26 protein-coding genes and 1 pseudogene are annotated in these 26,546 nt (G+C 73.5%); 8 read left to right on the top strand and 19 right to left on the bottom strand.

What is annotated here, in order from left to right:
* Window positions 1–111 precede the first annotated feature (111 nt).
* Both ABD54_RS09890 and ABD54_RS09885 read right to left on the bottom strand, forming a co-directional pair.
* Complete coding sequence (locus ABD54_RS09890) at window positions 112–1,758, bottom strand: acyl-CoA synthetase (RefSeq protein ID WP_047869147.1); 1,647 nt, start codon at window positions 1,756–1,758, stop codon at window positions 112–114.
* 47 nt (window positions 1,759–1,805) lie between these two features.
* Window positions 1,806–2,588, bottom strand: coding sequence for an enoyl-CoA hydratase/isomerase family protein (locus ABD54_RS09885; protein WP_047869146.1), 783 nt, complete (start codon window positions 2,586–2,588; stop codon window positions 1,806–1,808).
* A 214-nt stretch (window positions 2,589–2,802) separates the two neighbouring features.
* Between ABD54_RS09885 and ABD54_RS09880 the strand changes: the two genes are divergently transcribed.
* The 5 genes from ABD54_RS09880 to ABD54_RS09860 all read left to right on the top strand — a co-directional run bounded on the left by ABD54_RS09880 (window position 2,803) and on the right by ABD54_RS09860 (window position 7,491).
* Window positions 2,803–3,726, top strand: coding sequence for a LysR substrate-binding domain-containing protein (locus ABD54_RS09880; protein ID WP_047869145.1), 924 nt, complete (start codon window positions 2,803–2,805; stop codon window positions 3,724–3,726).
* Window positions 3,727–3,789: 63 nt separating this feature from the next.
* Entirely contained in the window at window positions 3,790–4,731 is a 942-nt protein-coding gene (locus ABD54_RS09875; RefSeq protein ID WP_047869144.1) for an MBL fold metallo-hydrolase, read from the top strand.
* Window positions 4,732–4,890: 159 nt separating this feature from the next.
* Window positions 4,891–5,502: a hypothetical protein gene (locus ABD54_RS09870; RefSeq protein WP_047869143.1), complete on the top strand. Its 612-nt coding sequence runs from the start codon at window positions 4,891–4,893 to the stop codon at window positions 5,500–5,502.
* Window positions 5,499–6,647, top strand: coding sequence for a PrsW family intramembrane metalloprotease (locus ABD54_RS09865; protein ID WP_047869142.1), 1,149 nt, complete (start codon window positions 5,499–5,501; stop codon window positions 6,645–6,647). Before ABD54_RS09870 ends, ABD54_RS09865 begins: the two co-directional genes overlap by 4 nt.
* Window positions 6,648–6,795: 148 nt before the next feature.
* Entirely contained in the window at window positions 6,796–7,491 is a 696-nt protein-coding gene (locus ABD54_RS09860) for a TetR/AcrR family transcriptional regulator (RefSeq protein WP_047869141.1), read from the top strand.
* A gap of 27 nt (window positions 7,492–7,518) precedes the next feature.
* Here the strand turns inward: ABD54_RS09860 and ABD54_RS09855 are convergent, their stop codons facing one another.
* From ABD54_RS09855 to folP, 3 genes are read right to left on the bottom strand one after another with little or no spacing between them, the layout of a single operon-like run.
* The gene (locus tag ABD54_RS09855) at window positions 7,519–8,292 is read right to left on the bottom strand and encodes a pyrimidine reductase family protein (protein WP_082166762.1); all 774 of its coding nucleotides are present in this window, start codon (window positions 8,290–8,292) and stop codon (window positions 7,519–7,521) included.
* Window positions 8,274–8,984: a hypothetical protein gene (locus ABD54_RS09850; RefSeq protein WP_047869140.1), complete on the bottom strand. Its 711-nt coding sequence runs from the start codon at window positions 8,982–8,984 to the stop codon at window positions 8,274–8,276. Before ABD54_RS09850 ends, ABD54_RS09855 begins: the two co-directional genes overlap by 19 nt.
* Window positions 8,985–8,997: 13 nt before the next feature.
* Window positions 8,998–9,858, bottom strand: coding sequence for a dihydropteroate synthase (folP, locus tag ABD54_RS09845; RefSeq protein WP_047869139.1), 861 nt, complete (start codon window positions 9,856–9,858; stop codon window positions 8,998–9,000).
* A 264-nt stretch (window positions 9,859–10,122) separates the two neighbouring features.
* On the opposite strand from folP, the gene ABD54_RS09840 reads away from it, so the two are divergent.
* Window positions 10,123–10,962: a TetR/AcrR family transcriptional regulator gene (locus ABD54_RS09840; RefSeq protein WP_047869138.1), complete on the top strand. Its 840-nt coding sequence runs from the start codon at window positions 10,123–10,125 to the stop codon at window positions 10,960–10,962.
* Between the two features lie 15 nt (window positions 10,963–10,977).
* Window positions 10,978–12,231, top strand: coding sequence for an FAD-dependent oxidoreductase (locus tag ABD54_RS09835; RefSeq protein ID WP_047869137.1), 1,254 nt, complete (start codon window positions 10,978–10,980; stop codon window positions 12,229–12,231).
* 57 nt (window positions 12,232–12,288) lie between these two features.
* Here ABD54_RS09835 and ABD54_RS09830 read toward each other — a convergent pair whose 3' ends face one another.
* The 14 genes from ABD54_RS09830 to ABD54_RS09770 form a co-directional block, all read right to left on the bottom strand.
* Window positions 12,289–13,308 carry a glutathione S-transferase family protein gene (locus ABD54_RS09830; protein ID WP_047869136.1) on the bottom strand — a complete coding sequence of 340 codons (1,020 nt, stop codon included), beginning with the start codon at window positions 13,306–13,308 and terminating at the stop codon, window positions 12,289–12,291.
* Between the two features lie 112 nt (window positions 13,309–13,420).
* Window positions 13,421–16,783 (bottom strand): OmpA family protein, encoded by a 3,363-nt coding sequence (locus ABD54_RS29485; RefSeq protein ID WP_047869135.1) that lies wholly within the window; start codon window positions 16,781–16,783, stop codon window positions 13,421–13,423.
* 16 nt (window positions 16,784–16,799) lie between these two features.
* Window positions 16,800–17,201, bottom strand: coding sequence for a TadE/TadG family type IV pilus assembly protein (locus tag ABD54_RS09820; RefSeq protein WP_047869134.1), 402 nt, complete (start codon window positions 17,199–17,201; stop codon window positions 16,800–16,802).
* Window positions 17,198–17,632 (bottom strand): TadE/TadG family type IV pilus assembly protein, encoded by a 435-nt coding sequence (locus tag ABD54_RS09815; RefSeq protein ID WP_047869133.1) that lies wholly within the window; start codon window positions 17,630–17,632, stop codon window positions 17,198–17,200. The genes ABD54_RS09820 and ABD54_RS09815 overlap by 4 nt, the downstream gene beginning before the upstream one ends.
* The gene (locus ABD54_RS09810; RefSeq protein WP_017568035.1) at window positions 17,629–17,955 is read right to left on the bottom strand and encodes a TadE family protein; all 327 of its coding nucleotides are present in this window, start codon (window positions 17,953–17,955) and stop codon (window positions 17,629–17,631) included. Before ABD54_RS09810 ends, ABD54_RS09815 begins: the two co-directional genes overlap by 4 nt.
* Before the next feature lie 38 nt (window positions 17,956–17,993).
* Window positions 17,994–18,164, bottom strand: a complete 171-nt coding sequence (locus ABD54_RS28520) for a hypothetical protein (protein WP_200904076.1) — start codon at window positions 18,162–18,164, stop codon at window positions 17,994–17,996.
* Between the two features lie 27 nt (window positions 18,165–18,191).
* Entirely contained in the window at window positions 18,192–18,758 is a 567-nt protein-coding gene (locus ABD54_RS09805; RefSeq protein ID WP_235432020.1) for a type II secretion system F family protein, read from the bottom strand.
* Between the two features lie 323 nt (window positions 18,759–19,081).
* On the bottom strand, window positions 19,082–19,969 hold the full coding sequence (locus ABD54_RS09800) for a type II secretion system F family protein (RefSeq protein WP_047869132.1): 888 nt from the start codon (window positions 19,967–19,969) through the stop codon (window positions 19,082–19,084).
* Window positions 19,957–21,315 carry a CpaF family protein gene (locus ABD54_RS09795; protein WP_047869131.1) on the bottom strand — a complete coding sequence of 453 codons (1,359 nt, stop codon included), beginning with the start codon at window positions 21,313–21,315 and terminating at the stop codon, window positions 19,957–19,959. Before ABD54_RS09795 ends, ABD54_RS09800 begins: the two co-directional genes overlap by 13 nt.
* The gene (locus ABD54_RS09790) at window positions 21,312–22,085 is read right to left on the bottom strand and encodes a hypothetical protein (protein WP_047869130.1); all 774 of its coding nucleotides are present in this window, start codon (window positions 22,083–22,085) and stop codon (window positions 21,312–21,314) included. Before ABD54_RS09790 ends, ABD54_RS09795 begins: the two co-directional genes overlap by 4 nt.
* Window positions 22,085–22,759, bottom strand: coding sequence for an SAF domain-containing protein (locus ABD54_RS09785; RefSeq protein ID WP_047869129.1), 675 nt, complete (start codon window positions 22,757–22,759; stop codon window positions 22,085–22,087). Before ABD54_RS09785 ends, ABD54_RS09790 begins: the two co-directional genes overlap by 1 nt.
* A 21-nt stretch (window positions 22,760–22,780) precedes the next feature.
* Window positions 22,781–23,638: a hypothetical protein gene (locus tag ABD54_RS09780; protein WP_047869128.1), complete on the bottom strand. Its 858-nt coding sequence runs from the start codon at window positions 23,636–23,638 to the stop codon at window positions 22,781–22,783.
* The gene (locus ABD54_RS09775; protein ID WP_047869127.1) at window positions 23,632–24,183 is read right to left on the bottom strand and encodes a hypothetical protein; all 552 of its coding nucleotides are present in this window, start codon (window positions 24,181–24,183) and stop codon (window positions 23,632–23,634) included. The genes ABD54_RS09780 and ABD54_RS09775 overlap by 7 nt, the downstream gene beginning before the upstream one ends.
* Window positions 24,184–24,746: 563 nt before the next feature.
* The gene (locus tag ABD54_RS09770) at window positions 24,747–25,364 is read right to left on the bottom strand and encodes a DeoR/GlpR family DNA-binding transcription regulator (RefSeq protein ID WP_047869158.1); all 618 of its coding nucleotides are present in this window, start codon (window positions 25,362–25,364) and stop codon (window positions 24,747–24,749) included.
* 414 nt (window positions 25,365–25,778) lie between these two features.
* On the opposite strand from ABD54_RS09770, the pseudogene ABD54_RS09765 reads away from it, so the two are divergent.
* Window positions 25,779–26,546, top strand: a pseudogene (locus ABD54_RS09765) (hypothetical protein); the annotation flags it as partial.

Below are 26,546 nucleotides of genomic sequence, written 5' to 3'. Positions count from 1 at the left end.
TCCGGGCCTGGCCCGGATTCGATGGTAGGGGGGACAAGAGAGGGGGCGGCCCGCCGGGGTGGTCGGGCTCGGCCGGGTGCGGTGGCGGCCCCCGCCGCCACCGCACGGACGTCAGGTCGTGTCGCGCCGACGCAGCTCGGCGCGCTGGACCTTGCCGGTGGCGGAGCGGGGCAGGCGCTCCTCGAAGGCGATCAGGCGCGGGTAGGCGAAGCGGGAGTAGTGCTCGCGGGCGAAGGCGCGGATCCGGTCGGCGAGCTCCTCGCTCGGCTCGTGTCCGTCGGCGAGTTCGATCCAGGCCTTGACGACCTGTCCGCGCAGCGGGTCGGGCAGTCCCACGACTCCGGCGTCGGCGACGGCCGGGTGCTGGCGCAGGGCCGACTCGACCTCGTAGGGTCCGACCCGGTAGCCGGAGGTCTTGATCACGTCGTCGGTGCGGCCCAGGACCCAGAAGTAGCCGTCTGCGTCGCGGGTGGCCTGGTCCTTGGTGCGGTACCAGGTGCCGCCGAAGGTCTCGGCGGAGGCCTCGGGCCGGTTCCAGTAGCCCAGCGGGAACTGCGGGTTGCTGCGGGCGCGCAGGCAGATCTCCCCGGGTTCCCCGTCGGATACCTCGCGGTCTTGGGCGTCCAGCAGGACGACGTCCCAGCCGGGCAGCGGACGGCCCACCGAGCCGGGTTTGACCGGGATTCCGGGCATGTTCCCGAGCAGGGGGTAGGACTCGGTGGACCCGTAGTAGTCGAACGGGGTGACGCCGAACTGCTCCCGGAACCAGGTGATGAGGTCGGTGGTCAGCGGCTCGTTGGAGCAGCACACCACTCGCAGGGACTGGGGGTGGCGGCGTCCTGCGTCGGGCACCTCGGCGCGGAGCTTGCGCAGCAGGGTGGGGTTGACCAGGGCGGTGGTGACCCGGTTGCGCGCCATCGCGGCGAGCAGCCCCTCGGGGTCGAAGCCCGCGCGGGGCCGGTGGACCAGGTGGGTGGCCCCGGCGCGCAGCGGGCCCATGAGCTTGGCCATGGACCAGGCCCAGTCGCCCGCCCCGTAGAACACGTCGCCGGGGCGCAGGTCGTGGCAGTAGCGGAACTCGTTGTGGCCCAGCAGGGTGCGGTGGGCGTGCACGATGCCCTTGGCCGCGCCGGTGGTCCCGGAGGTGTAGAAGATGAGGGCGGGGTCGTCGGCGGCGGTGTCGGCGGCCTCGTGGCGGGGCTCGCGGGCGGCCACGGCCGGGTCGTCCACGCTCACGACGCGGACGTCGGCGTCGAACCCGTGGGAGGCGCGGGCGGCGCGGACGGCCCCCTCTGCGCGCTCCAGGGCGGCGTCCTCGGTGATCAGGACGGTGCTGCCGGAGTCGGCGATCCGGTAGGCGATGGGGTCGTCGGCCCACAGCAGGGACATGGTGACCAGGACGGCGCCGGTGCGCAGCACGCCCAGGTAGGTGGCGGGGGTGTCGGGGCGCTGGGGCAGCAGGACCGCGACGCGGTCGCCCTCGCGCACGCCCAGGGCGTGCAGGTGGGCGGCGACGCGGGCCGCCCGGTCGCGGACGCGGTCCCAGGTGACCTCGTCGCGGCGCCCGGTGTGGTCCTCGAAGACGAGGGCGACACGGTCCCCGGGGTGGTGGTCGGCGACGTCGACGGCCATGTTGTACCGCTCTGGCACCTCCCAGCGCTGCTCGGAGCGCAGTCGGCGGTAGAGGCGCTCCCCCTCGGCGAGCGCGTCCGGGCCGGGGGTCTGGGAGGCGGCGGCCTCGGTTCCGGTGGTGGTCATCGGGTGGTTCCCCTGTTCCTGCTGTGGCTTGGCGGTGGAGCGGCGGTTCAGCGGCGCTTGGCCAGGAACCGCTCCATCTCGCGTTGGGGCTCACCGCTCGCGTAGGCCCGGGTGTGGACGTCCTTGGCGGCGGCGACGGCGTCGGTGAGGGCGGCGTCGTCGATCTCGCGCAGACGGGCCTTGGTGAGCGCGACGGCGCCGGGGGGCAGGGAGGCCAGGGAGGCGGCGAGGTCTAGGGCCGCGGGGAGCACGTCCCCGCGTTCGGGGACGAGGCGGGTGAGCAGGCCCAGGCGGTGCGCCTCGGCGCCGTCGACCAGGTCCCCGGTGAGGGTGAACTCGATGGTGCGCGCCTTGCCGAGGACGTCCCACATGGCCCAGATGCCGGTGACGCTGGGGATGCCGGAGCGGACCTCGGGCTGGCCCATGCGGACGCCGGGGTGGCCCACGCGCAGGTCGGCCAGGAGCGCGAACTGGAAGCCAGACCCGGCGGCGACGCCGTTGACGGCGGCCACGGTGGGCTTGTCGATGCCGCGCAGGGCCCGGTAGAGGACGTCGAACTCGTCGATCCAGGCCTGGGCGGCGGCGTGGTCCCCGGGGTCGATGGCCCGGGTCTCGGCGAGGTCCTGACCGGCGCAGAAGGCGTCTCCGGCGCCGGTGAGGACGACCGCGCGGCAGTCGGGGTCGGCCCCGGCCTCGGCGAAGAGCTCGACGAGGCGGGCCCGCATGGCCGAGGTCCAGGCGTTGAGCTTGGCGGGACGGTTGAGGGTGATGACGGTCGTGTGGCCCTCGGTGAGGGGTTCGCGGTGCGCCAGGACGAGTTCGTCGGACACGTCGAGTCCTTTCACATGTTCACAAGCAAGGGTGGTAGGCGTACACCGTCGTGTTCGCCGGGGTGCCGGGGACGTGGGGCCCCGTGCCGGGGGCGGGGAGGAGGCCGGCTCGTCCTTCCGGTGAACGCCATGAGAACAGTCCGTCGGCTCCGGCGTCCAACACCAGTTGCGACCTCACGCGATATCGCATTGATATGGCCGGTAGGGTCGCCGCATGGAACTGCGCCACCTGCGCTACTTCACGGTGCTGGCCGAGGAGCTGCACTTCGGCCGGGCCGCCGCCCGCCTGCACATGGCCCAGCCCCCGCTGTCCCAGCGCATCCGCGACCTGGAGCGTGAACTGGGTGTGCGGCTGTTCGACCGTGGGCGCAACCAGGTGCGGCTTACCGAGGCCGGGGCGCTGCTGCTGGAGCACGCGCGGCCGGTGCTGGAGAGCGCCGAGTCCGCGCGCGAGGCCATGCGGCGCATCCGCCCGGGGCGGAGCGGGATACTGCGCGCCGGGATTCCGCCGGACACCATGGCGGTCACGCTGCGCACGCTGACCGCCGAACTGGCCCGCCTGGCGCCCGACGTCCTGGTGGACCTGCACGAGCTGACCACGGACGAGCAGTTGGCCGCGCTGCGCGAGGGCGAACTGGACGTGGGGATGGTGCGCCACCCCTCCGACACCACCGGGCTGGAGTCGGGCCCGGTGGCCAGCCGCAGGCTGGGGGTGCTGCTGCCCGCCGAACACCGTCTGGCGGCGGGCGGGCCGGTGCGGCTGCGCGACCTCAACGGGATGGCGCTGGTGGTCTTCCCGCGCGCGATGGCGCCGATGCTCTACGACCAGATCATGTCGGCGTGCAGGTCGGAGGGGTTTCGGCCGGGCGCGATCCGGCACGCGCGCAACCCGCACTTCGTCAACGGGCTGGTGCTGGCCGGGCGGGGCGTGCACCTCAACGAGCACCCGCTGGGCGGACTGCCCGAGGGGCTGGTGTGGTCACCGCTGGAGGGAAGCCCGCTGGCGTGGCGCACGTCGGTGGTGTGGCCGCCCCGCCGCAGGCACGCGAGCGTGGCGGTGTTCGTGGCGGCGGCCACGTCGGGTCTGGAGGCGGCGGGACACGTCGTCCAGCCCGGGACCGGCACCGCGGAGGAGTGAGCGCGGGGGCGCTGTACGCTCTCCACTCCCCTCTTCCGAACCCGAGCGCGAGGGAGGACTCCCATGGAACGGACCGCACCGACCGGGCCGGAGGCGGCGAGCCTGACCGAGGTCGTGGACGGCGTGTACGCCTGGGTGCAGCCGGACGGCACCTGGTGGGTCAACAACGCGGGAGCCGTCGCCGGGGACGACGGGCTCCTGGTGGTGGACACCTGCGCGAACGAGGCACGCACCCGCGCGTTCCTCGACGCCCTGGCGCGCGCCACCGGCGGCGCGCCGGTCCGGTGGGCGGTCAACACCCACCACCACGGCGACCACACCCACGGCAACAGCCTGCTGCCCGAGTCCGCCGTGCTCATCGGGCAGGCCGCCATGCGCGAGGCGCTCGCGCACGACCCGATCATGGACGCCTGTCCGCCGTTCTGGTCTCCCCCGCCGGACTGGGGGGAGGTCACCCGGCGCCCGCCGTCGATCGTGTTCGACCGGGAGCTGACCGTCCACACCGGCGGGCGGCGCGTGGAACTGCGCCACCCCGGCCACACGGCGCACACCCCCGGCGACGTGGTGGCCTGGCTGCCCGAGGAGCGGGTGCTGTTCACCGGCGACCTGGTCTTCCACGGGCTGACCCCGCTGGTGTTCACGGGTTCGCTGGAGGGCGCGCTGCGCTCGCTGGATTGGCTGCACGCGTTCGGGCCCGAGCACGTGGTCCCCGGGCACGGCCCTCTGCTGGGCGCCGCCGACCTGGACGCGGTCCTGGGCGACCACGAGCGCTACTACAGGTTCGTGCTGGAGACCGCAAGGAACGGGGTCGTCCGGGGGCTCACACCGCTGGAGAACGCCAGGGCCTGCGACTTGGGCGGGTTCCGCGACTGGGGCGACGCCGAGCGCATCGTGCTCAACCTGCACCGCGCCCACGCCGACCTCACAGGTACCGGCATGGACCTGCTGGCGGCGCTGTCCGACGCCGTCGAGTGGAACGGGGGCCTGATGCCCACCGGCCTCTGAGCGTTCCCGGACGGTCACCGCGCCCCCGCACTGATCCCCCGAATTGGTGAAATCACCGTAAACGTGTGCCAAGTCGACTTCGCTTCACCAACGCACGCACTCTCGGATGTTTCGCTTGCCGTGACGGGACATCACCGTGGGCGACGAGGGGGGAACGCCATGGCGGAGGCGACCGGGGAGGAAGCGCGCGCACGGCGGCGCGACCCCCGCAGCAACTGGGTGCCACTGGGCGTGGCCGCGGCGGCGGTCGCGCTGCTGGTGGTGGCCTGGCCCCTGGTCAACGCGCTCCTGCCCGGCTCGGAGTCCGTCCCCTCCGGCGAACCGGTGCCCGTGGGGTCCGCGGGCGGCTACCGGGCCTCCCTCACCTTCCCCCAGGAGGGCTGGCACCTCAACACCGGTTCCAGCCAGGCCGGGCAGATCTACCGCTTCAACCGGGGGCCCGTGGAGCTGACGCTCAGTTCGGTCACCCCCGTGACCTCGCCGCCGCCCAGCCTGGAGGAGCTGTGGGCGGGCCTGGGTCGGATCGTGCGCGCCGGTGAGGCGACGGCGAGGCTGGGCGCCCCCGAGGCCATCTCCACCCGGGGCGGCGTCGAGGGGCTCGCCGGGGCCCTGGAGAGCCGGGAGGGGGACGGCTCCGCGGTGGTCTACCCCTCCCCCGACGGACAGCTTGCCGTGGAGATGACCCTGGCCGGGCGCGAGGCCACCCCGGCCGACCTCAGCGCGGTCGCCGATGTCGTGCGCTCGGTCTCCTTCACCCGGGAGGGCTCGTGAACCCCGAACCCGAGGACCGTCCGGCCGCGACCGACCGGGGCTCCGTGCCCTCGCCGCGCCGCGCCCGCCAGGAGGACTCCGAGCCCCTGCACGCGTGGAAGGGGCCGCCCCGGGGCGGGCACGCCCGCGGGCAGCGGCTTCCCGCGCTGGCCGCCCTCGTCCTGATCGGGGTGCTGTGCGCGGCGGGGCTGGGATACCTGGCGGCGCGGTTCGCCGGGCCGGTGCGCGTCTTCTTCTCCGAGGCGGCGCTGGCGGTGTTCCTGGGGCTGGTGACGCTGGCCTTCGGGTTCTGGGTGCTGCGCCGCATCCGCCCGGTGCGCGATCCCGCCATGGACGCCTCCGTGGCCGCGGTGGTCTGGGGTCTGACCGCCGCGACGGCGGGCGGGGTCGTGGCCAACGCGGGCCTGGGCTCGATCTGGTCCAAGAGCCTGGGGCTGCCCTTCTCCGATGTCTGGGGGGCGGCCATGACCGCCCCGCTCAACGAGGAGGTGCTCAAGCTGGCCGGGATCGTGCTGGTGGCTGTCGCCTTCCCCGCCGCTCTGCGCGGCCCGGTGGACGGGTTCGTGATCGGGTCCCTGGTGGGCCTGGGCTTCGAGGTGACGGAGAACTTCGTCTACTCGATGAACGCGATCGTCCAAGCGGGCGGCACAGGCGGACTGGTGCCGGTGGTGCAGACGACCCTGGTGCGGCTGGTCCTGACCGGGCTGGGCTCGCACTGGGCGATGTCGGCGGTCGCGGGCACGGCCGTGGGCCTGCTGGCGGCGGTGGCGTGGCGGCCCGGCAGGCGCGGGGCCGTGGCCGCCGTCCTGCTGGTGGTCCTGGCGATGGCGCTGCACTGGCTGCTGGACTCACCGCTGTTCGGCGGATTCGGCGGCGTCGTGTCCAAGGTCGCGACGGTCTTCCTGACCACGATGGCCGTGTACTTCACCATCCGGCACGCCTACCGGCGCCGGGTGCGCGCGACGCTGGCCTCCGAGGGCGGGGCGCTGGGCATGCGGCGGTCGGCGGCGGTGGCCCTGGCCGGCCGGCGGGGCCGCGCCGGGGAGCTGCGCCGCGTGGCCGAACCGGAGCGGCCCGCCGTGGAGAGGCGCCAGGAGCAGATGCTGGCGATCGCCGAGGACCGGGCGGTGCGCCGGACGCCGTGACCGGCGGGCACGGGCCGACCGGACCGCGGACGGACCCGACGGCGGGCGGGGCCGGGGGCGTGCGGACGGCGCCGGTCCCGGCCCGCGAACTCCCGGGGCGGCGCAAGCGCGGATTTTCATCTGCCGTTACCTGGGCATAACGTGCCCCATGGGTGAGCGAACACGGAGGGCCACGAGGACGACACCGCCGAGAACCGGGCGGGGGCGCACGCGCGACCCCAGCCTGACGCCGCGGGCGATGGCGGCGGCGCTGGCCGAGTACGGCAGGGCGGGTTGGGCCGCGTTCACCCTGGACGCGGTGGCCCGCCGGGCGGGGGTGGGCAAGGCCGCCCTGTACCGGCGCTGGCCGACCAAGGAACGCCTGCTCGCCGACGCCATCGAGCAGCACACACGGCCGCCCGCCGCGGCCGACACCGGCAGCCTGCGCGGCGACACACGCGCGCTGGCCTCCGCCCTGCTCGGCCACTTCCTGGCCCCGTCGGGCTGGGTCACCCTGCGCGTGGCCGTGGACGCCACCACCGGGATGGAGACCTTCGTGGGCCTCCAGGAACGGCTGGTGCGCGTGCACCGCGAAGGGATGGCGGACATGGTGCGCAGGGCCGTCGAACGCGGCGAGCTGGCGCCGGGCACCGACACCGCGCCCTTCACCGAGGCGCTGTACGGGACGGTCCTGGTGCACGCGCTGACCATGGGCCCGGGCCAGCGCGAACGCGCCCGCGAGCACGTGGACGAGCACGCGTTCCCGCTGGCCGACTTCGTGCTGGCCCCGCTGGCGGGCGCGGAGGTGGCCGGAGCCCCCTCCGGGGGCGGCGCGGTGCCGGCCGACAGCGGGAAGCACCGGTGACCGGGCGGCCGCGCCCCGGCCGGGCGGTCAGCCCGGCGGGCGCAGCCAGCGCTGGAGCAGGGTGCCCTCGGACTCGATGAGCACGCCGGGCACGAGCGGCGCGTCGGCCGCCGCACCGACCGCGACGCGCTGCTGGACCCCCCCGGCCATCAGCGGGACGACCGTCAGGCACATCTCGTCCAGCAGACCGGCCGCGGCCACGTCGGCCAGCAGCCGGGGCCCTCCCTCGCACAGGATCCGGGGCAGGCCGCGCCGCACCAGGGCCCCGACCGCCGCGCGCAGGTCCACGCGCTCGCGCCCGCACACCAGCACGCGGTCCTCGCCCAGGCTGAGGCGCGCCCGGTCCAGAACCTCCTCCCCGGCCGCCGCGCAGGTCACCAGCAGCACCCCGCCGCCGTCCCCGGTCGGCTCGGCCAGCAGCGGCGGGAGCCGTCCGCTGCCGCTGACCACGGCGATCTCGGCCCGGTCGGAGCGGCCCTGGGCGACGGCGCGGGCGGCCCGGTCGCCGGTGCGCGGGCCCGTCCTGCGGTAGCCCGCCTCGCGCGCGGTTCCGGCGCCGACCAGGACCACGTCGGCCAGGTCGCGCAGGAGCGTGAACACCACCAGGTCGGCGGGGGTGTTGAGGGCTTCGGTGCGGCCGTCGTTCCCGGCCGCGGCCCCGTCCAGGCTGGCGACCATGTTGGCGCGCAGGCAGGGCCGGTCGGGGTAGGCGTAGAGCCGTTCCAGGGCGAAGGCGTCCAGGACCTCGCCCGGGGAGGCTGCGCCGGGGACGGCGTCGTTCATCAGCAGTCGCACGGCCACACCGCCACGAAGTACATGACCCCGAACGGGTCGTCGGCGTAGAGCACCCGCGGCCGCGCCGGTCCGCCGCCGCGGCCGTCGTCTGCGTCGGCGGTGAGCGCGTGCGCCATGACCTGGAGCGCGGCCCGGCCCTGCGCCATCAGTTCGGCGGCCGGGGCCGGGTCCATCCGGGCGAGTCCCCGCCAGTCCCCCTCGGACAGGCAGCGGCGGACCTCCTCGTCGAAGGCGAAGGCCCGCTCGTCCGGGAGCACGAGGGCCCTGTCGCCGCGCCGGGCGCTGCCGTCACCCAAGACGAGCAGGCCGATCCGTCCGGTGCGGGCGGCGATCCGCCGCCCCAGATCCTCCACCTCGGCGGCGGAGGCGTCCCAGGCCACGGCGAGCATCTCCACGCGGCCCCGGTAGCCGACGTCGTCGAGCAGGCGCCGGGCCACGCCCAGGCTGGGCGGCAGCGTCCGCTCACGGGGCACCCGCTCCCCCGTTCCGCCGAACTCGCGGACCGGCACGAGCGCCTCGGTGTGCTCCGCCGAGACGTCGTGCCCGCCGACGACGACGAGGACGTCCGGTTCGGCCTCGGCCAGGGCCTCCACCGCCGAAGCGCACTCCCCGCGCAGTTCGGCCAGCGGGTCCAGGCCGCCGCCGAGCTCGCGCAGGAGCAGCGGCGGGTGCGGACAGACGGCGGTCGCGACGATCACTCTTTCTCCTCCCTCACACCAGTCCCCGGACGGCCCGCGCGGGGGGACGGACCCCGCGGATGCTGGCGACCATGTCCAGCGTCTGCCGCGTCTGGGCCACCTCGTGCACGCGGTAGACCTGCGCCCCGTGCCAGGCGCACACCGCGGTCGCGGCGAGCGTGCCGGTCAGGCGCTCGCCGACGGGAAGGTCCAGGGTCTCGCCGACGAAGTTCTTGTTCGACACTGACACCAGGACCGGTCGGCCGGTGGCGGTCATCTCGTCCAGGCGCCGGGTCAGCTCCAGCGAGTGCCAGGTGTTCTTGCCGAAGTCGTGCGCGGGGTCGATGATCGCCGACGCCGGGTGCACGCCGAGGGAGACCGCGCGCTCGGCCAGGGCGACCGTGTCCTCGACGGCCGAGCGCACCACGTCCTCGTAGCGCGCGCGGTGCGGCGGGGTGCGCGGCGCCGTGCCGCCGGTGTGGGTGCACACCAGGGCGGCGTCGAACTCGGCGGCGACCTCGGCCAACTCCGGGTCGTACCCGCCCCAGGCGTCGTTGAGCAGGTCCGCGCCCGCCTCGCACACCGCCCGGCCCACGGACGCGCGCCAGGTGTCCACGCTGATCACCAGCCGGGGGAACTGGGCGCGGACGGCGGCCACGAAGTCGACCACGCGGCGCTTCTCCTCGTCGGCGCCGACCGGTCGGCCGTAGCCCGCGGTGACGCCGCCGATGTCCACGATGTCGGCGCCCTCGGCCACGACCCTGCGCACGCGTTCGAAGGCGGGACCGTCGTCCCAGGTGGCACCGCTGTCGTAGAAGGAGTCGGGGGTGCGGTTGACGATCGCCATGACCAGCGTCGTGTCCGCGTCGTACTCCCGACCGCGCAGTCTCAGCACCGGCCGCTCACTTCTCTCTGCCTCCCTGTCGGCGTCGGACCGGCCGCTCGACCGGCGGGGCGAGGGCGGCGGCCGCCGGTGTCCGCACCGGTCCTCGCGCACGGGACCTCCCCCCAGCGGCCAACACTAGGGCACGTCCGCCCGACGGGGTCCGGCGACGCGTCCTTGCCCGCGCGGCCGGTGGCGGCGTGCGCACGGCTCCGGCGCTGCGGGGGCGACGGGGCTCCACCCTTTTCTGACACTCGATTACATGTTACCTTTGCCATGATGTCAGAGTTCAACAGTCCACGGATTCCGGCCGACCTCGTGAGCGCGGCGGTCCGCGCCTCGGAGAACCTCGGAAAGGACGTGGCCGACGTGCCCCTGATCGCCATCGCGGAGGAGGCCGGGATCTCCCGCAGCACCCTCCTGCGCCGCGTGGGGGGTTCGCGCCGGGCCCTGGACGAGGCGGTACGCGCCTCGGGCGTGGACCCGGGAGGGCAGCGCCCCGTCCGGGACCGCGCGGTCGAGGCGGCGGGCGGCCTCATCAGCGGACAGGGACTGGCCGCGGCGACCCTGGAGGCTGTAGCCGCCTCCGCCGGGTGCTCGGTGCACAGCCTGTACGCGGCCTTCGGCGGGCGGGACGAGCTGCTGCGCGCGGTCTTCGAGCGCTACAGCCCGATCCTGGACCTGGAGGCGGTACTCAGCGAACCGGAGGGGGACCTGGCCGACCGGGTCCGGACCGTCTACCGCCTGATGGGCGACGCCTTCAGCCGCGAACCCCGGGTGCTGCCCGCCATTTTCGCCGATGTCTTGGCCCGCCCCGAGGGGCCCACCTCCGACATGTTCGTCCGGCTCTTCTTCCCTCGCATGCTCGCCGGGCTGGGCGGGTGGCTGGCCGCGGAGGTGGCCGCGGGCCGCGTCCGCGACCTGCCGGTCCCCCTGCTGGCCCAGCAGATGCTCGCCCCGATCGTCGTGCACTGCATGCTGCGCCCGGCGCTGGACAAGGTGGAGGAGATCGCGTTTCCCCCGATCGGGGACGTCGGCGCGGTGCTGGCCGAGTCCTTCCTGCGCGCCGTCGCGACCGATCCGAACATCGCCGACACGTCACCGGAATCGCCCTGAGTGAGCGGAGTTGCCATGAGTGAACGAACGAGCGAGCACACGACCTGCGTGATCGTCGGCGGCGGCCCCGCCGGAATGGTGCTGGGCCTGCTGCTGGCCAGGGCCGGTGTCGGGGTCACCGTGCTGGAGAAGCACGCCGATTTCCTGCGGGACTTCCGCGGGGACACCGTGCACCCCTCCACCCTGGAGCTGTTGGAGGAGCTGGGCCTGTACGAGCGGTTCGCCCGGCTGCCGCAGAGCAGGCTGGACGAGGTGGTCTTCCCGCTTGGCGGGGGCCGCACGGTGACCATCGCCGACTTCCGCAGGCTGCGGGGGCTCGCCCACCCCTACATCGCGATGGTCCCGCAGTGGGACTTCCTCAACCTCGTCGCCGAGGCGGGGGGCGGGGAGGCGGCCTTCACGCTGCGGATGGACACCGAGGTGACGGGGCTGCTGCACGAGGCCGGCCGGGTGGCGGGCGTGCGCTACCGGGACCTCGACGGCGGCGGGGAGATCCGCGCCGACCTGACGGTGGCCTGCGACGGTCGGTGGTCGCTGGCCCGCCGCGAGACGGGCCTGGTGTCCCGGGAGTTCCCGGTGGGGATCGACGCGTGGTGGTTCCGCCTGCTCCGCGAGAAGGGGGACCGCGCGACCCTGACGCCGCGCGCGGCCCCGGGCAGGTTCGCCGTGGTCATCCCGCGCGAGGGCTACCTCCAGATCGCCTACATCGGACCCAAGGGAGCCGACCGCGAGCTGCGCGCACGCGGGATCGGGGCCTTCCGGCGCGACCTCGCCGAACTCATGCCGGAGCTGGCCGACCGGGTGGGGGCCCTGCGGTCCATGGACGAGGTCAAGCACCTGGACGTGCGGGTCAACCGGCTGCGCCGCTGGCACGTGGAGGGCCTGCTATGCATAGGCGACGCGGCCCACGCCATGTCCCCCCTCGGAGGCGTGGGGATCAACCTCGCCGTGCAGGACGCCGTGGCCGCCGCGACGCTGCTGGCCCGGCCGTTGAAGGGGCGCTCACTCACCTCACGCGACCTGGCCTCGGTGCGCAGGCGGCGGATACTGCCGACGGTAGCCGTCCAGGCGCTCCAGCGCCTCATGCACCGGGGGCTGGCCGAACCGATCATCCGGGGTGAGCGGCAGGGACCGCCCCAGCCCGTGCTGGCGGCCCTGGACCGCGCGCCCTGGCTGTCGTTCGTGCCCGCCTACCTCATCGGCAAGGGCCTGCGCCCCGAGCACATACCGGGCTTCGCCCGCCGCGGCCCCGCACGCGCGGCCCGGTAGGGACGGCACGGCGGGAGCGGCGGACCGCGGCACAGCGATGCGCACCGGGGCTCGGGGTCAGGAGATGTCGGGGACGCGCTCACCCCTCGGGACCGGCCCCGGAGCGGTCCCCGCGCCGAAGGGGTCGCCGCCGAGCTCCTCGCGGTGGTGCGGGGTGAGCCAGCCGCGCGGATCGGGTCCGGCGGCGATGATCCGCGTGGGGTTGATCCCCGTGTGGACCCAGTAGTAGTGGATCCGGACGTGGTCGAGGTTCGTGGTGTCGCCGAACCCCGGCGTCTGGAACAGGTCGCGGGCGTAGGCCCACAGCGCCGGGTACTCCGTCAGCTTGCGGACGTTGCACTTGAAGTGGCCGTGGTAGGCCGCGTCGAAGCGCACCAGGGTCGGGAAGAGCTTGATGTCGGCCTCGGTGATCGAGTCCCCGACCAGGTAGCGCCGGCCGGAGAGGCGCTCCTCCAGCGCGTCGAGCCTGGCGAAGACGGCGGCGACCGCGGCGTCGTAGCGCCTCTGGTCGGGGGCGAACCCGGCCCGGTAAACGCCGTTGTTGAGGTCGGTGTAGACCTCCCGGGACAGGGCGTCGATCTCTTCGCGCAGCGCGGACGGGTACAGGTCCGGGGCGCCGTCCCTGACCAGGCCGCCCCACTCGGTGTCCATGTCCCGGACCAGCCGGTCGAAGTCGTTGGTCACCAGGTGGCCGCTCTCCACGTCGACCAGGCCGGGGACGCTGACCCCGCCGTCGTAGGAGGGGTCGCGCGCCAGGTAGGCCTCGCGCAGGGCGTGGATGCCCAGGACGGGGTCCCTGTCGCCGGGGCTGCCGGTCGCCTCGGTGAACACCCAGTGCGGATCTCCCCCGATGACCTCCTGGCGGGGGTCTGTGACGGCCAGGGAGACGGCCTGTTCCAGGCCCATGAGCCTGCGGGTGATGACGACCCGGTGCGCCCAGGGGCAGGCGCGGCTGACGACCAGGCGGTAGCGGCCGGGCTCCGCGCGGCGGCCGAAGCGGCCGTCGGCGGTGACCCGGTCGGCGAAGGCCGCCGGGTCGCGGGTGATCTCCTCGGTGGGCGTCTGGTTGGCCCTCATCTGCGGCCCCCTCGTCACGCTGGCGGGACGCGGCCGGAGCCGCGCACACTGTCCGTGCAGTGTACGGAGTCGGCTCCGGCCGTCCGCGCCGCGACACCTGGGTCGGGCCCCGTCAGGAGTTGTCTTTGGGGCGCCAGCTCCTTCCGCGCCCCGCCTTCTTGGGCTTGCGGACCAGTGGACGGGACGCCTGGGCCTCGTCCGCTTCCCCGCTCCCGGAGCCCGCCACGGAGTGCTCGGCGACGGCTCCGGCGGGGGCGGTGGCCTTCCCTCGCTCGGCCCTGGTGCGCCGCTCCAGGCGCTCCCCGCGGCTGGCGGGGGCGTCGGTGCGGCCCGCGGGGGTCGCGGCCACGCTCTGGGCGCGGGCCCGTTCGGGGCGTGCGGGCTGCTCCGGGAGCTCGGGCCTCTTGGCCGGAGCGGACGCCGTCCCGCTGGACTGCGGGAGGCGGGAGCGCACGGCGCGCTTGGCGGCCTTTCGGACAGGTCCGGACTCCTCTTCCTCGGGGGTCCGTTCCTGCTCGGAGAGCGTCGTGCGCCTGTCCTGGGAGGGGCGCTCCGCACGGGCGGGAGAGGAGACCACCGACGGAACCGTGCCCGTGCTCGAACGACCGGGAAGCGGCCTCGGGGGCGCGGATTCGGGCTCGGACTGCTCGGACGCGGAGGGTCCGACGGGAGGCCTTGAGGCCACGGGCTTCCCCTGAGCCGTGAACCGAGCGGGCGCGCACCCCGGGGGCGGGGACGACGCGGGCTCGGTCTCCCCCGGTGCGGCCTCCTCGGGTGCGCGCTGCTCCCCGACGGCGGACGGCGCGGGGGCGGACAGCTCGGAGGCGTACTGCTCGGCGGAGGGCCGTTCGGACGCGGACGCCACGGGGGCGGGCACGGATTCCCTGGGGGCGGCCCCCTCGGTTGTGGGCTCCTTGGAGGTGGACCGCTCCGGTACCCGCTGTCCGGAGACGGACTCCTTGGGGGCGGCCTCCTCCGGAGCGGGTTCGGCGGTGACGGGCCGCGCGGTCTCGGACGAACCGGCGGTGACCTCGCGGGACGCCTGTTCCTCGGCGTCGAGCTGTTCGGACGCGGACGGCCGTGGCTCGGCCTCCTCGGCCTCGGACGGCTCGGCGGTGGAGCGGTCCGCTCCGGTGCCCGCGGATTCCGCGTCCGTTCGCCAAGTGTCCGCGCGCCCGGAGTCGGAAGGCCCGGACACGGCCTTCACGGACTCCGGTGCCTCGGGAGCGGACTGAGCGGCGGCGGACGGTTCAGGAACCGCTTCTTCGGAAACGGACGGCTCGGACGGCGAAGACTGTGTCGCGTCCTCCGCGACGGCGGGCTGCTCGACTGCGGAACGGTCCGACCGGGCGTCCGACTGCGCGGAGACCTCCGACGCGGCCCCGGACCACACGGCACCGGCCTGCTCGGGCACGGACGGCGCGGCGTCGGCCGGCTCGGCCTCGGACTGGGCGGTGTCGGCCTTCCCGGCCGCACGCGCGTCGGTCTCCCAGAAGTCGGTGTTCCAGACGTCGGCGTCCCAGAAGCCCTCCTCCGAGGAGTCGGCCGCCTTGGCCTTCCTGATCCCCTTGGTCCTCTTCGGCTTCGCGGCCGTCTCGGCCTTCTTCTGATCCTTCTCCTCGCTCACAGCCGCATCGACCGACTCGGTCGGCTCAGCCGTCTCCACCGATTCGTTCGTCTCCACCGCCTCAACGGTGGTGTGCTCCCCCAGGGCACCGAGGAAAGGCTGAGCGAAGGAACCGGCTTCCTCCACCGCGGCGTCCGAGACGGTCTCCGCGGCGGCCTCCGGACTCGGCACCCGCTCCTCGGCCTCCTCCCGGGCGGGCGAGGAGTGGCGGTAGGCGCGGACGGCCTCCATGACCTCCTCGGCGGTCGCGCCGGGCCAGGAGCAGTGGAAGACCGGGTTGAGCGGAGGGCTGGTCTCGGTGATGAGGCCGTCCTCCTCGATGACGCAGCTTCCGCCCAGCGGCCAGCGACCCAGGACCACTGCCGTGATGCCCTGCTGCTGCCCGTGCAGCAGCAGACCCGACAGGGCGGTCTCGTGCTCGGAGGAGGGCGAGGTCACCAGGGCCAGGGGCGTGTGCGGCCGCTCCCCCGGCTCCTCGACGATCTGGTGCAGCTCGCGCTGGAGGACCGCCAGGGCCTCCTCCGTCGTGCCGACCATCCGCACGGGCTCGCAGGGGTGCGCGCGCAGCAGGTCGCGGCCCCGGTCGCCCACCAGGCGGGCGGCCTCGGCCTCCGTGAGCAGCACGCGCACGGCGTCGTCGTTGAGGCGGTCCAGCGCGTTGACGATGAGGCGCCGGGCGGCCCCCGCCGCGCCCGGCCCGGTGATGCCGAGGCCGGGCACGTGGTCGAGTTCCACCGTCACCCGCTCGTCGATGTCCTCCCCGGGGGTGGGCCGGGGCGGCGGGGCGGTCAGGGCCAGGCGGCGGGGAGCCCTCGGCAACAGGCGGGGCAGGCTCAGGCTGACGCCGGGCATGCGGACGCCGCGCTTGCCCAGCAGGTATCCCCCGGCCAGGCCCGCGAAGGCCACCGCTCCGGTGACGGCGCCGTCGGGGATCTCCACGACCAGGACGTTCCCGCCGTCCTCGGCCGCCTCGGCGGCAGCCGCCTCCACGGGGTCGTCCTCCTCGGCAGCGGTCTCCCCGGCACCGGGGTCCGGCGTCTCGGCTGCCATGACGCGGGACTGGAGCGGGGTCGGCTGCGGCACGACGGTGTAGGCGACCTCGGCCCTGCGCTGGGCGGCGGCGCCGCCCTCGCGGGGCTGTTCGGACCCGACGCCCTCCACCTCCATCTCCGGTGCCTCCTCGCCCAGGACCTCGTCGAGGTGGTCGGCGACCGCTTGGGCCCGGCGCTCGGACAGCTCCTGGTTGGTCTGGACGGTCCCGCTGGGGTCGGTGTGACCGGTGATGCGCACGGGCGTCTCGGTGTCGCCGTAGGAGTCGATCATGTCCGCTACCGGCGCGAGGTCGTCGCGCATCTGCTCGGTGAGCTCGGCCGAGCCGACGCCGAAGCCGGAGACGGTGCGCACCCGCTCGACGGGCTGCGCGGACGGGGCCTCCTCGGGGGCGGGGGAAGCGTCGGAGTCGTGCTCGCCGTCCGCCTCGCGGTCCTCCTGCGCGGTGACGGTGTCGGCGAACGCGGTGGCCGGGGCGACCGCCACGGTTCCCACGGCGGCCGCCGCCACCACCTGGAGCGGACCGAGGGGGCGCAGCCTGCGGGGCATACCGCGCAGGCGGGCGAAGGTCTCCACGACCAGTCCGGCCGCGTACAGGCCCCACAGGGCCCACAGCACGGTGATGAGCAGGGCCGTGAACACACCCGGCGGCAGGCGCCAGCCGCGCAGGTGGGCCGCGGCCACGGTCCAGGAGTCCGGCAGCTCCGGCCAGGGCAGATGCCACAGGAGCAGGTAGGGGATGCCGAGCAGGATCGCCGCCGCGAGCAGGAGGGCGCTCAGCCGTCGGATCTGGGTCATGTCCGCCTCACTGGAGCTAGGGAGTCGGCTGGGTGTGGGGACGTGCGGTTGCCGTGGAATCGACGGTGGTCGAGCCCATCGGCAGGAGGGTGAAAGAGTAGTCCACCGAGCAGGTCACGGTCACGGTGTCGCCGCTGACCGCGACCGTCCCGGTGGCACCGGCGGCGCTGAGGAAGGACTGCGCGGCGGCGGAGGCCGCCGAGGGGTCGAGGGCGACCTCGCTCGTGCCCTCGCGGTAGGAGGACCAGTCGAGCTGCTGGACGCCCGCCCGGGCGGCCTCCTGGGCCAGGGTGGCGGCCTCGTTGCGTGCGCGCAGCACACCGCCGCCGTCGGTGACCAGGCCCAGGCAGAGAAGGAAGGCCGAGGCCATGACGACGACGAACGCCGTGGCCTGACCTCTGTCGTCCGCGCGGCTCACGGCTGCCCCCTGAAGGTGTCGACGACGACGGTGGCGTCCCCGGTGATCGTCATCGTTCCGGGGACACCCAGACCGGTCAGGCCGCTCAGCCCGACGCGGCACTCGACCACGGCGGTGACCGCCCCTCCGGGGGTCAGACCGCCGTGGTCGAGGGTGACGGAGTGGTCGCCGCAGACCAGGCCGTTCTCGGCGAGGGAGCTCGAGGCGGTGCTGGATGCGGCCCCCTCCGCAGCGGCGACGCTGCGTTCGAGGGAGGCCGCCCGGGCGGCGGAGTGCGCCACCTGGTCGGCGGTGGAGTTGGCGTCCGCCACCCTCCCGGCGAGCACCATGAGCATGGCGAACGCCAGGAGGGCGGGGGTGAGGAGCGCCAGTTCCGCCGAGGCCGAGCCGCGGTCACCACGTCCTGTTCCCACCACGCGTCCGGGGTTCACGGGGCGGCCTCCGCAGGAACGAAACGCTCCACGGGCGCGGTGACCTCATGACCCACGGGCCAACTGAGACCGGGGATGATGCTGGGCACCTCAGCGTCCACCACCACGCGTACCTCCTCCGCACTGCGGTTTACGGACACGTCGAGGCCGGAGAGGAAGGAGCTTCCCCCGCCCTCTGCCACCGACGTGCCGCCTCCCGCCGTGCGCGACTGCTCGGCGGTCCTGCGCGCGATGTCGGCCACGACGTGATCACCGTGCATCCACAGGGCCGTCTGGATGACGAACAGGACCAAGAGCAGCATGAGAGGTGCGGCGACCACCATCTCCGCACTACCACGGTCATCCTGCGAAGAGCGCAAGGTTAGGTTCCGGTGATGGAACCGGCTCGCTCCATGACTGCGCCGCTGATAATGGCAACCGCCCCGATAGCCATGGCCACCAGTAGGGCCGTAACAATGACCGCCTCGGTGGAGTAGCCGTCGTCCCTGCGACTGAATAGCAACGAGCTGAGGTAGGCGGTGAAGCGCTGCATCAGAAGTCTCCAAGACGTGTGGGTTTTTCATGCGCTGAACAGGATGTGACTCATGGCCGGGTAACCCAGCAAGGCCAGGAAACCGACAAAGAGCAGGACCACCGGAAGGCTCATCCGCTCGGTGGCGGACTGCGCCTCGGCGTCCATTTCGGAAAGGAACTGGGTCCGCAGCGTCTTGGCCTTGGCAGCCAGAGAGCTACGGATACGCGCACCGTCGGCTCCGGCCAGTTGCAGACTCGCCGCAAGCTCGGCGAACTCGGGGGTGTCGTATCGATCACCGAGTTCACGCAGCGCTGCCCAGGGCGGCTGGCGCATCAGTGCCGCTTCGCGCAGGCTTTCCCGGATGCGCACCATGGCCCATCCGTTGCCCGCTGCACCCGCGTCGGCCAGTGCTCCGTTGACGCCCGCGCCTCCAGCCAAGGACACCACGACCAGGTCGGCGAAGCTGGCCAGGGCTCGGCGCATACGCTCTCGGCGTTTGCCCGCCTCGTCACGCAGCGACAGGTCGGGAGCGAACCAGGCGACCAGAGCAAACGCCACCCACATAGCCCCCGCGATGGTGGCGGACGACAGCACCCCTGTCAGGGAGAGCATGCCGCCCAAAAGAGGAGGGAATGCCAGTCCCAGTACCAGAGCGGTGAACTTCTCCGCGAGATAGGACTCCGCTGAGCGCTCACACACTCGCAGATTGCGCCGTGTGCGGGGCCCGGGCATACCGAAGCCCTCGAGGGCCGGGACTCCGATCTTTCCCAAGCGCGTCAATACACCGGTGTTCGGCCCCGATGCCACGACAGGCCGGGGAGGCGGTGGAGCGGCCAGGCGCTCGGCGAGCGTAGGCCTGGCCCAACGGGCTGCGAAAAGCGCCCACAGGGCCAACCCAAAGGCGACACCCGCGAGGGCGGCGGCCAAGGTAGGGGTCATCGGACGGCCTCCGGGGTGCGGGAAGAAGCAGGTGCGAGCACACGGGGACCCAGGTCGAATTTGGACATCCTGGCTAGCCAGAGCAAGGCGACCGCCCACAGTACACCGATACCCGCGAGCACCAACTGACCGAGGGGACCGTCGAGCGGTTCCAGATAACTGGCGTTGAACAACAACAGAAACGCGGCCATACCTAGCGTCGTACCGACGATGATCCGGGTGGAGGTACGCAACCGCGCGCGGCTGGCGGCCACCCGCACCAGCATCGCCGCCTGCTCACGGGCGGCCTCGGCAAGGCTGCCCAGCAGCGTGCCCAAGTCGGTGGCGTGCCTTGTAGCGGCCGTACTCAAGGCGGCGGCCACCAGATCAGCGGTCGGGTTGTCCACCTCATCGGCGAAGGCCCGCAGCGCGCCCTGCGTGGGCTGACCGGCCCGCAGCCGCTCAGCCAGCCTGGCGACCGGCTCCCGCACCGGCTCGGGCGCGATGGGCACCGTGGCGGCCACGGCCTGGTGCAGACCGGCCGCACCGGCCATCAGGTCGCGCAGCATCTCGGTCCAGGCCGCGACGGCCTCGACCCCCGCCACCTGTTTCTCGTGACCGCGGTCGGGACCCAGCACCGCCGGGCCCCACCAGCAGCCCGCGGCGGCGAGCACACCGGCCACCGGCCACCCGGTGACGAACCAGACCAGGAGACCGCCGACGATCGCCGCGATCAGCCTCAAGGGGCGCTGGCGGCCGAACAGGAGCGCCCGCCACCGCGGAACCCGCGAGGTAGGCGAGTTACCACCGGACGCCGCCAGCGAAGCCAGGGCCAGCCACAGCCCCGCGCCGAGCAGGACACCCGCGGCGGCGACGAGCAGAACAGGAGTCGTCACCGCACCCACCCCACCGTCTCCGGGTTCAGCATCGCCGGGTCGAACCCGGCCTCGGCCAGGGCGTCGAGCGTGTTGGGGCTGGGCGGCGCCGCGGGCAGGGGCCCGTTGCGGTCGCGCCGGTAGATCTCGTTGGAGACCACGTTCTGCCCCTCGGCCCCCACCACCTCGCGCACGCTCGTGACCATGCGTCCGCCCGTGGGCAGCGCCGACACGTGCACGACCAGGTGCACGGCGGCGGCCACCAGGGACGCGGTGGCGTCCAGGGGCAGGCGCTCGGCGGACTGGGCGGCGTAGGCGCCCAGCTTGGTGAAGGCGCCCGCGGAGTTGGCGGCGTGCAGGGTGGTGAGGCTGCCGTCGTTGCCCTGGCTCATGGCGTTGAGCAGCGGAACGGTCTCGTGGCCGCGCGTCTCGCCGACGATGACCCGGTCCGGCGACATGCGCAGGGCCGTGCGCACCAGATCGGCGATGGTGATCTCGCCGACGCCCTCGACGTTGGCCGGTCGGGCCTGGAGGGCGACGCAGTCGGGGTGGGCGTCGCGGTCGCGGTCCAAGCCGAGTTCGAAGACGTCCTCGATGGTGACGAGGCGTTCGTCCACGGGGATCTCGGCGGCCAGCGCCCGCAGCAGGGTGGTCTTGCCCGCGCCGGTGCCGCCGGTGATGACCATGTTGCGGCGGGAGCGCACCCCCGCGCGCAGCAGGGCGACCAGGGTGTCGTCGATCGTGCCCAGTCCGTGGAGCTGTTCGAGGGTGGTGCGGCCGTAGCGGTGGCGGCGGATGGACACCGAGGGCTGCCTGGCGACCTCCATGACCGCGTTGAGGCGCTCGCCGCCGGGAAGCTGCATGTCGAGGATGGGCGCCCCCGGGTCGAAGCGGCGCTCCCCCGTGGCGGACTCCGACGCCAGGCGCCGGACCAGGGCGACGACCTCGTCGGGGTCGTCGAAGAGGGAGTCGTGCCGCTCGCGGCTGCCGTCGGCGCGGCGCACCCACACGTGCACGCCGTTGATGTTGATGTTCTCGATGCCGGGGTCGTCCAGGAGCGGCTGGAGGGGGCCGAGCCCGCACACCCGTGCCAGGGCGCCCGCGGCGACGGAGGCCTCGGTGGTGGCGTCGAGCACCTGCCTGCCCTCGGACAGGGCGCGGCTGGCGTCCTCGTCGAGGATCTGGGCGATGACGCGTTCGGCGCGGGCGCGGTACTCCTCGGGCGTGTCCTCGGGTTGGCCGCGGGTCTCCTCGCTCAGCCGCCGGGTGGCCTCGGTGACGGTCCGCTCCACGCGGTCGGCCACGGTGCGGGCCCGGTCGGTGTCGAGGAAGTAGCCGTCGGTGATGTCGTACCCGGCGTCGTGTCCGCTGCTCATGCGTGGACCCCCGTCGCCTCGGGCGCGGGCGCCGGGGCGCCGGTGCCGTCGGCCTGGTCAGCGGGGGCCACGCCCTCGGCGAGGTCCTTCGCCAGGCTCACCGCGGCCTTGAGCAGGGGCCTGCGCTGCGGCTTGCGCGGGTTGGCCTCCCCGCGCAGGAAGGCCGCGGAGCGCGCGTCGTCGGGGAGCCGCCCCCACACGCCCGGGCCCAGCGCGCCGACGATCTCGCGGACGTTGCCGGAGCCGCCGACGACGACGGTGCGCAGGCGCGGCAGGCTGCGGGTCAGGGCCTCGGAGGCCTCCTTGGCACGGCGCAGTTGCGCCAGGTCGTCGGCGACCAGCAGCAGGGCCTCGTCGGCCCACGCGGCCAGTGCGGCGGCGGGCGCGCCGGGGGTCAGGCGGCCCAGGTCCAGGACGACGGCGGGCCCGTCGGCGGAGACGAGCACGCCGGGGTTCTGGGCGAGCAGGCGCACGGCGCCCTCGGCGCGGTCGGCCGTGACGGGCGCGTGGCACACCGACAGCCCTCCGGGCAGGATCTGGGTGTGCGCGGCCAGGTCGGCGGAGGCCCCGCCGTGCCGGGCCGCGGCGGCCAGACCGGTCAGGCCGGGGTCGGGCTGGAGGCGCCGCCAGGTGGCGACGTCGCCGCCGGAGGCGTCGGTCTCCACCAGGACGGCTCCGGCCTCGCCGGGCCAGACCGCGGCCAGCGCCATGGCCGCGCAGGTGACGCCGGGTGCTCCGCTCAGGGAGAAGAGCGCCACGGTCCGGGGCATCACGCGCCTCCCCGGGGGTTGACCTGGACGACGCTGACCCGCTCGACGGCGGCGGCCGAGGCGATGGCGGCGGCGTCGGCGGAGGAGGCGACGAGTTCGAGCTCCACCGAGCCGTCATCGGCGGCGGAGGGCTGGACGTCGCGCACGAGCGCGCGGTAGGCCTCCACGCCGCCGCCCGTGGCGCCCTCCTCGGGGTGGACCACCACCGAGACCGCCGCGCCGGGGCCGATCGAGGCGGGGAAGCGGCCCACGCGCAGGGCCACGCCCAGCACGGCGCGGTCGCGCTCGGGGAAGGCGGCCTCGGCGCCCAGGGCCGCCTCGGGGAGGAGGCCGCCCTCGGTGACGGGCACGGTGATGGTCTGGCCGACGGTCGACTCCAGGCGGTCGGCGCCGACGAAGGAGACCCCGTCCACGACGGAGATCCGCTCGACCCGCAGGTCCTCCGCGGTCACCACGTGGCCCGCGGGCAGGTCGGTGTCGGCGACGAGCACACCCTGCCGATCGTCCATCTGCTCAAGGGCTACAACACCGGTCAGGCCGCCCGCGGTCATCATGCCCAGGGCAAGGACCAGCCACCGCCAGCGGCGGGGTCCGCTGCCCATGAGCCGCACCGGAGGGGTCTCCCCCTGGCGCGGGGAGGCCGCGGGGGCCGGTGCCGTCTTCGTGTCCACCACGTCTGTCGTCTTCTTTCGGTGTTAGCGGTTGCCTGTGCCGGTGACCAGGCCCTGGGATTCGGCCACCTGGAGTTCGACCTGCGAGGTCGTGGTGAGCGGGTCGAACTCGCCCGTTCCGCCCTCGGCGAACTCGCCCTCGGTGATCTCCCAACCCACGTCCCAGCCGACCTGGACCGAGACGGGGTAGGCGCCGCCGGGCTGACCGTCGGAGGGCAGGGTGTAGACGTGCCCGCAGTCGGGGGAGGCCGATTCGGGGTCGTGCACGGCCGGGTCGAAGGGGGTCCCGGGGCCCTCGCAGCGGATCTGCGTGCCGTCGCCCAGGGTCCAGAGGGTGGAGACGGGGTCGGCGGTGACCTTGAAGGACGAGTCCTGGAGGTCGGCGGAGGCCTCGGTGGTCTCCCAGTCCTGGGACTCCACCCAAAGCCAGACGGGGGTGTTGACCAGGACCAGGGAGTCGCTGCCCGGGGAGGTCTCGATCCGGGGCGGGGGGAGTTCGAAGGAAGCCATGGCCTCCTGGAGGGCGGTGACCATGTCGGTTCCCTCCTCACCCTCCTGGTCGTAGTCGATGGACTCCCAGTCGATGGCGCTCCAGTCCACCTGGGACCAGTCGATCGCGTCCCAGTCCACGTGGGCGTAGGGGTCGTCCTGGCCTCCGGAGCCTGCGGAGCCCTCCGAACCGCCGGAACCGCCGGAGCCCTGCTGGCCCGCCTGGCTCTGCCACCAGCGCAACAGGATGGAGCAGCCGCTGCCGCCCGAGCTGCCGCACTCGATCTGCCCGAGGAAGGAGCCGTCGTCGGCGTGCGCCGGAGTGGCGACGGCTCCGGCCGCCAGCAGGGTCAGTACCGCGGCCGTGGCCGCGGGTCGTACGAGTCTCAGCATGATCCCGCTTCCCAGATCCTGAGGTCGGACACGCGCCAGGCGAGTCCGTCGTGAATGAGTGTGGCCTCGACGAGGCGCGGGCCCTGCCCGGAGGAGGAGCCGCCCATGCCGAGGTTCCAGCCGGAGTCGTCGAGGCAGTCCTCGACCGTCGCGCTGTCGGGCCCCTCGACCGCGGCGACGGGTTGGAGGACGGGTTCGCCGGTGACCTGCGCACCGGAGGTACGGGCCCCCTCCAGGGCCGCGCTCATGAGGGCGTAGGCGCCGCCCACGGCGTAGTCCCGGAGTTCGGGGGGAACCTCGCCGCCCTCGTGGGAGGCGGCCACGACCGTGTCCCACATGCCGGTGTAGGCGGCGAGCGCCGCGGCCTCCTCCTCACCGGACGGGGCGGCCGGGGTGCTCGGTGCGGCCTCCGCCCCGGAGACCCCGCCCTCCGAGCCCGCGCCTCCGGAGGACGAGCAGCCCGCCGCCAGGGCGAAGACCGCGCAGAAACCCGCGATCGCGGCCGCGCGCGGGACGGCGCCGGTTCTTCTCACGGCTGTCGTCATCGGTGCGTTCTCCACTGCCGGGGAGGGGGAGGGGTGGTGCAGCATGGCGGAACCGACCCGGTGAACGGGCCCTTTCCCTTCCGACGAGGGGCGGGGGCGGTCTCCTGCGCCGGGAGGTCACGGGACCGGACGCGGAGGCCGTCGAGCGGAACGGGCGGAGGGGCATCCCTCGCCCGGGTTGCGGTCCGCCGCGGGCTGGCGTGACCCGAGTCGCGCGGGGCGGAGCCCGAGGACTGACCGAAACCACGTGGTATTGGTTGGGTTTTATCTGTCCTTGCGTGAGCTTATAGAGAAGTCGCCCCTCGTAACAACCCCCGTGCCCCTTCTGTGACTGTCGGTGGGTCGAGCCTACGGACATCCCGGCCTCGCGTCAGCTCGGGAAGACCACACACCCACTTCTCTCCGTCAAACACACGCGAAACAACATCTGAACGACATAACGGTCAGGACTCTTTCCCCGTCTCCGGGCCGCGGAACGGGCCGGAGACGGGGCAGGAGGGCCCCGGGGCGTGAAGCCCGACACACCTGTCGGTGTTTCGGACGCACAGGTAGCCGAGGGGCACTCACACCACGAGCACGCGCGGACCGCGTCCGCGCAGTCTGCGGACGTCCTCGGGGTCGGTGCCGGTGTCGGTGATGAGGCAGTCCATCTCACGCAGCCGCGCGAAGCGGGCGATGCGGTCGCAGCTGATCCTGGTGTGGTCGGCGAGCAGCACGACCCTGGACGAGGCCCGGACCATCGCCTGCCTGGTCGTCACCTCCGCGGGGTCGGCACAGGTAAGTCCGCGCTCGGGGGAAACGCCGTCGGCGACCATGAACGTCACGTCGACGTGGAGCTGCTCCATCATGCGCGCGGAGGAGAGCGTGGTCCCGGCCGACGCGCTCACACGGCCCCCCAGCAGGTGCACGGAGAGGTCGCGGCGCGAGGCCAGTCCCAGCGCGGCGGGGACCGAGTTGGTCAGGACGTTCAGCCCGCAACCCGCGGGCAGCAGCCACGCGATCCGCTCCGCCATCAACCCGGCGTCGAGCATGATCACCCCATCGTACGGCAGTTCCGCCAACGCCGCTCTGGCGATCCTGCCCTCGGCGGCCGAGAGCCGCCCCGACCCGGACGGGGTCGTCGTGGCGCTCGCTCTCGCCGGATGCCTGACAGCCGTGGCACCACCGCTGAGACCACTCACAAGGTCCTCCGATCCGTCGATGGTCAACCCCTTGACCGAGGAAACCGTTCTCCCCACCCGCCGAGCGAATCCGATCGGGTCCTCCGTTTCCCAGCGGAGCGAAGATCCCGGTCAAGAGGGAACGGTATGCGAATACCCCGGCTGTTCGGGGGAAATCGTTGCGAAATGACAACATATCCCGGAACGGCGGCCGCGGGGAGCACCGCCGACCTGCGGGGCGGCGGCGCCGAGGGGCGGCCAGACCCCAGGTTCGGGGCGGAGGAGGCCCGCTGGACATGTACCACGACCACCGGGCAGGCAACACAACGTATACAGACGAGAACGGAAACAGAAGAACAACTACTTCCACATTCAAGTGTACTGGTGCTACCTTCAATTCTCTCGCCGGGAAGCGAGCGGGAGGGGAGAGTTGGCATGCCGTTGGACCCGAACATGTCCGACTCCTCACGCAACGCGATCAAGGTCCTCACCGGCATCGAGGTCCCCCGCGCCGGACTCTTCGAACTCGGCCGCGCCTCCGAGGTCTACGGCACCCTCACCCAACGCCTGCGACACCTCGAGGAACTCCTCGCCCTCAGCCGCTCCCACGCCCGCCGCCACTTCGACGGCAAGACCGCGAGCTACTACGAACGCTCCCTGGACCAGTTCACCAAGGGCGACAACAACTACGTCGGCTCCGCCCAGAACAACTCCACCGTCATGTCCACCGAACTCTTCAAGGCCCGCGCCAACGTCGAGTACATGCACATGATGGTCATCGGCCAGTTCGTCCAACTCCTGGTCGAGATCGCCTGGGCCATCGCCACCGCCAAGTTCACCTTCGGCGCCTCCCTGAAGTGGATCCCGGTCTTCAAGGCCATCCGCAGCCTGGCCATGCGCCGCATCCTGGCCTGGCTCACCTTCACCGTGCCCGGCCACCAGATCCTCAGCCAGATCTTCGCCAGCATGGACAGCATCATCCAACGCATCCAGATCGGCCGCGGCACCCGCCACCACCAGGACAAGAAACTCACCCGCAGCTCCCACACCGGAGCCGCCGCCGAAGGCCTGCTCTCGGCCCTGTTCGCCGCGGGCCTGGACACCCTGTTCGCCAAGAACCTCACCGACCTGCTCAACGTCGGCCTCAAAGACCTCAACGACCTGCCCGACCCCCCGCCCCTGACCCGCACCACCGGCGAGAAC

Origin of the sequence: Nocardiopsis sp. RV163 (genome assembly GCF_001029525.1) — a bacterium.
Lineage (GTDB): Bacteria > Actinomycetota > Actinomycetes > Streptosporangiales > Streptosporangiaceae > Nocardiopsis > Nocardiopsis dassonvillei.
This window is presented reverse-complemented; position numbering and strand designations above follow the sequence as displayed.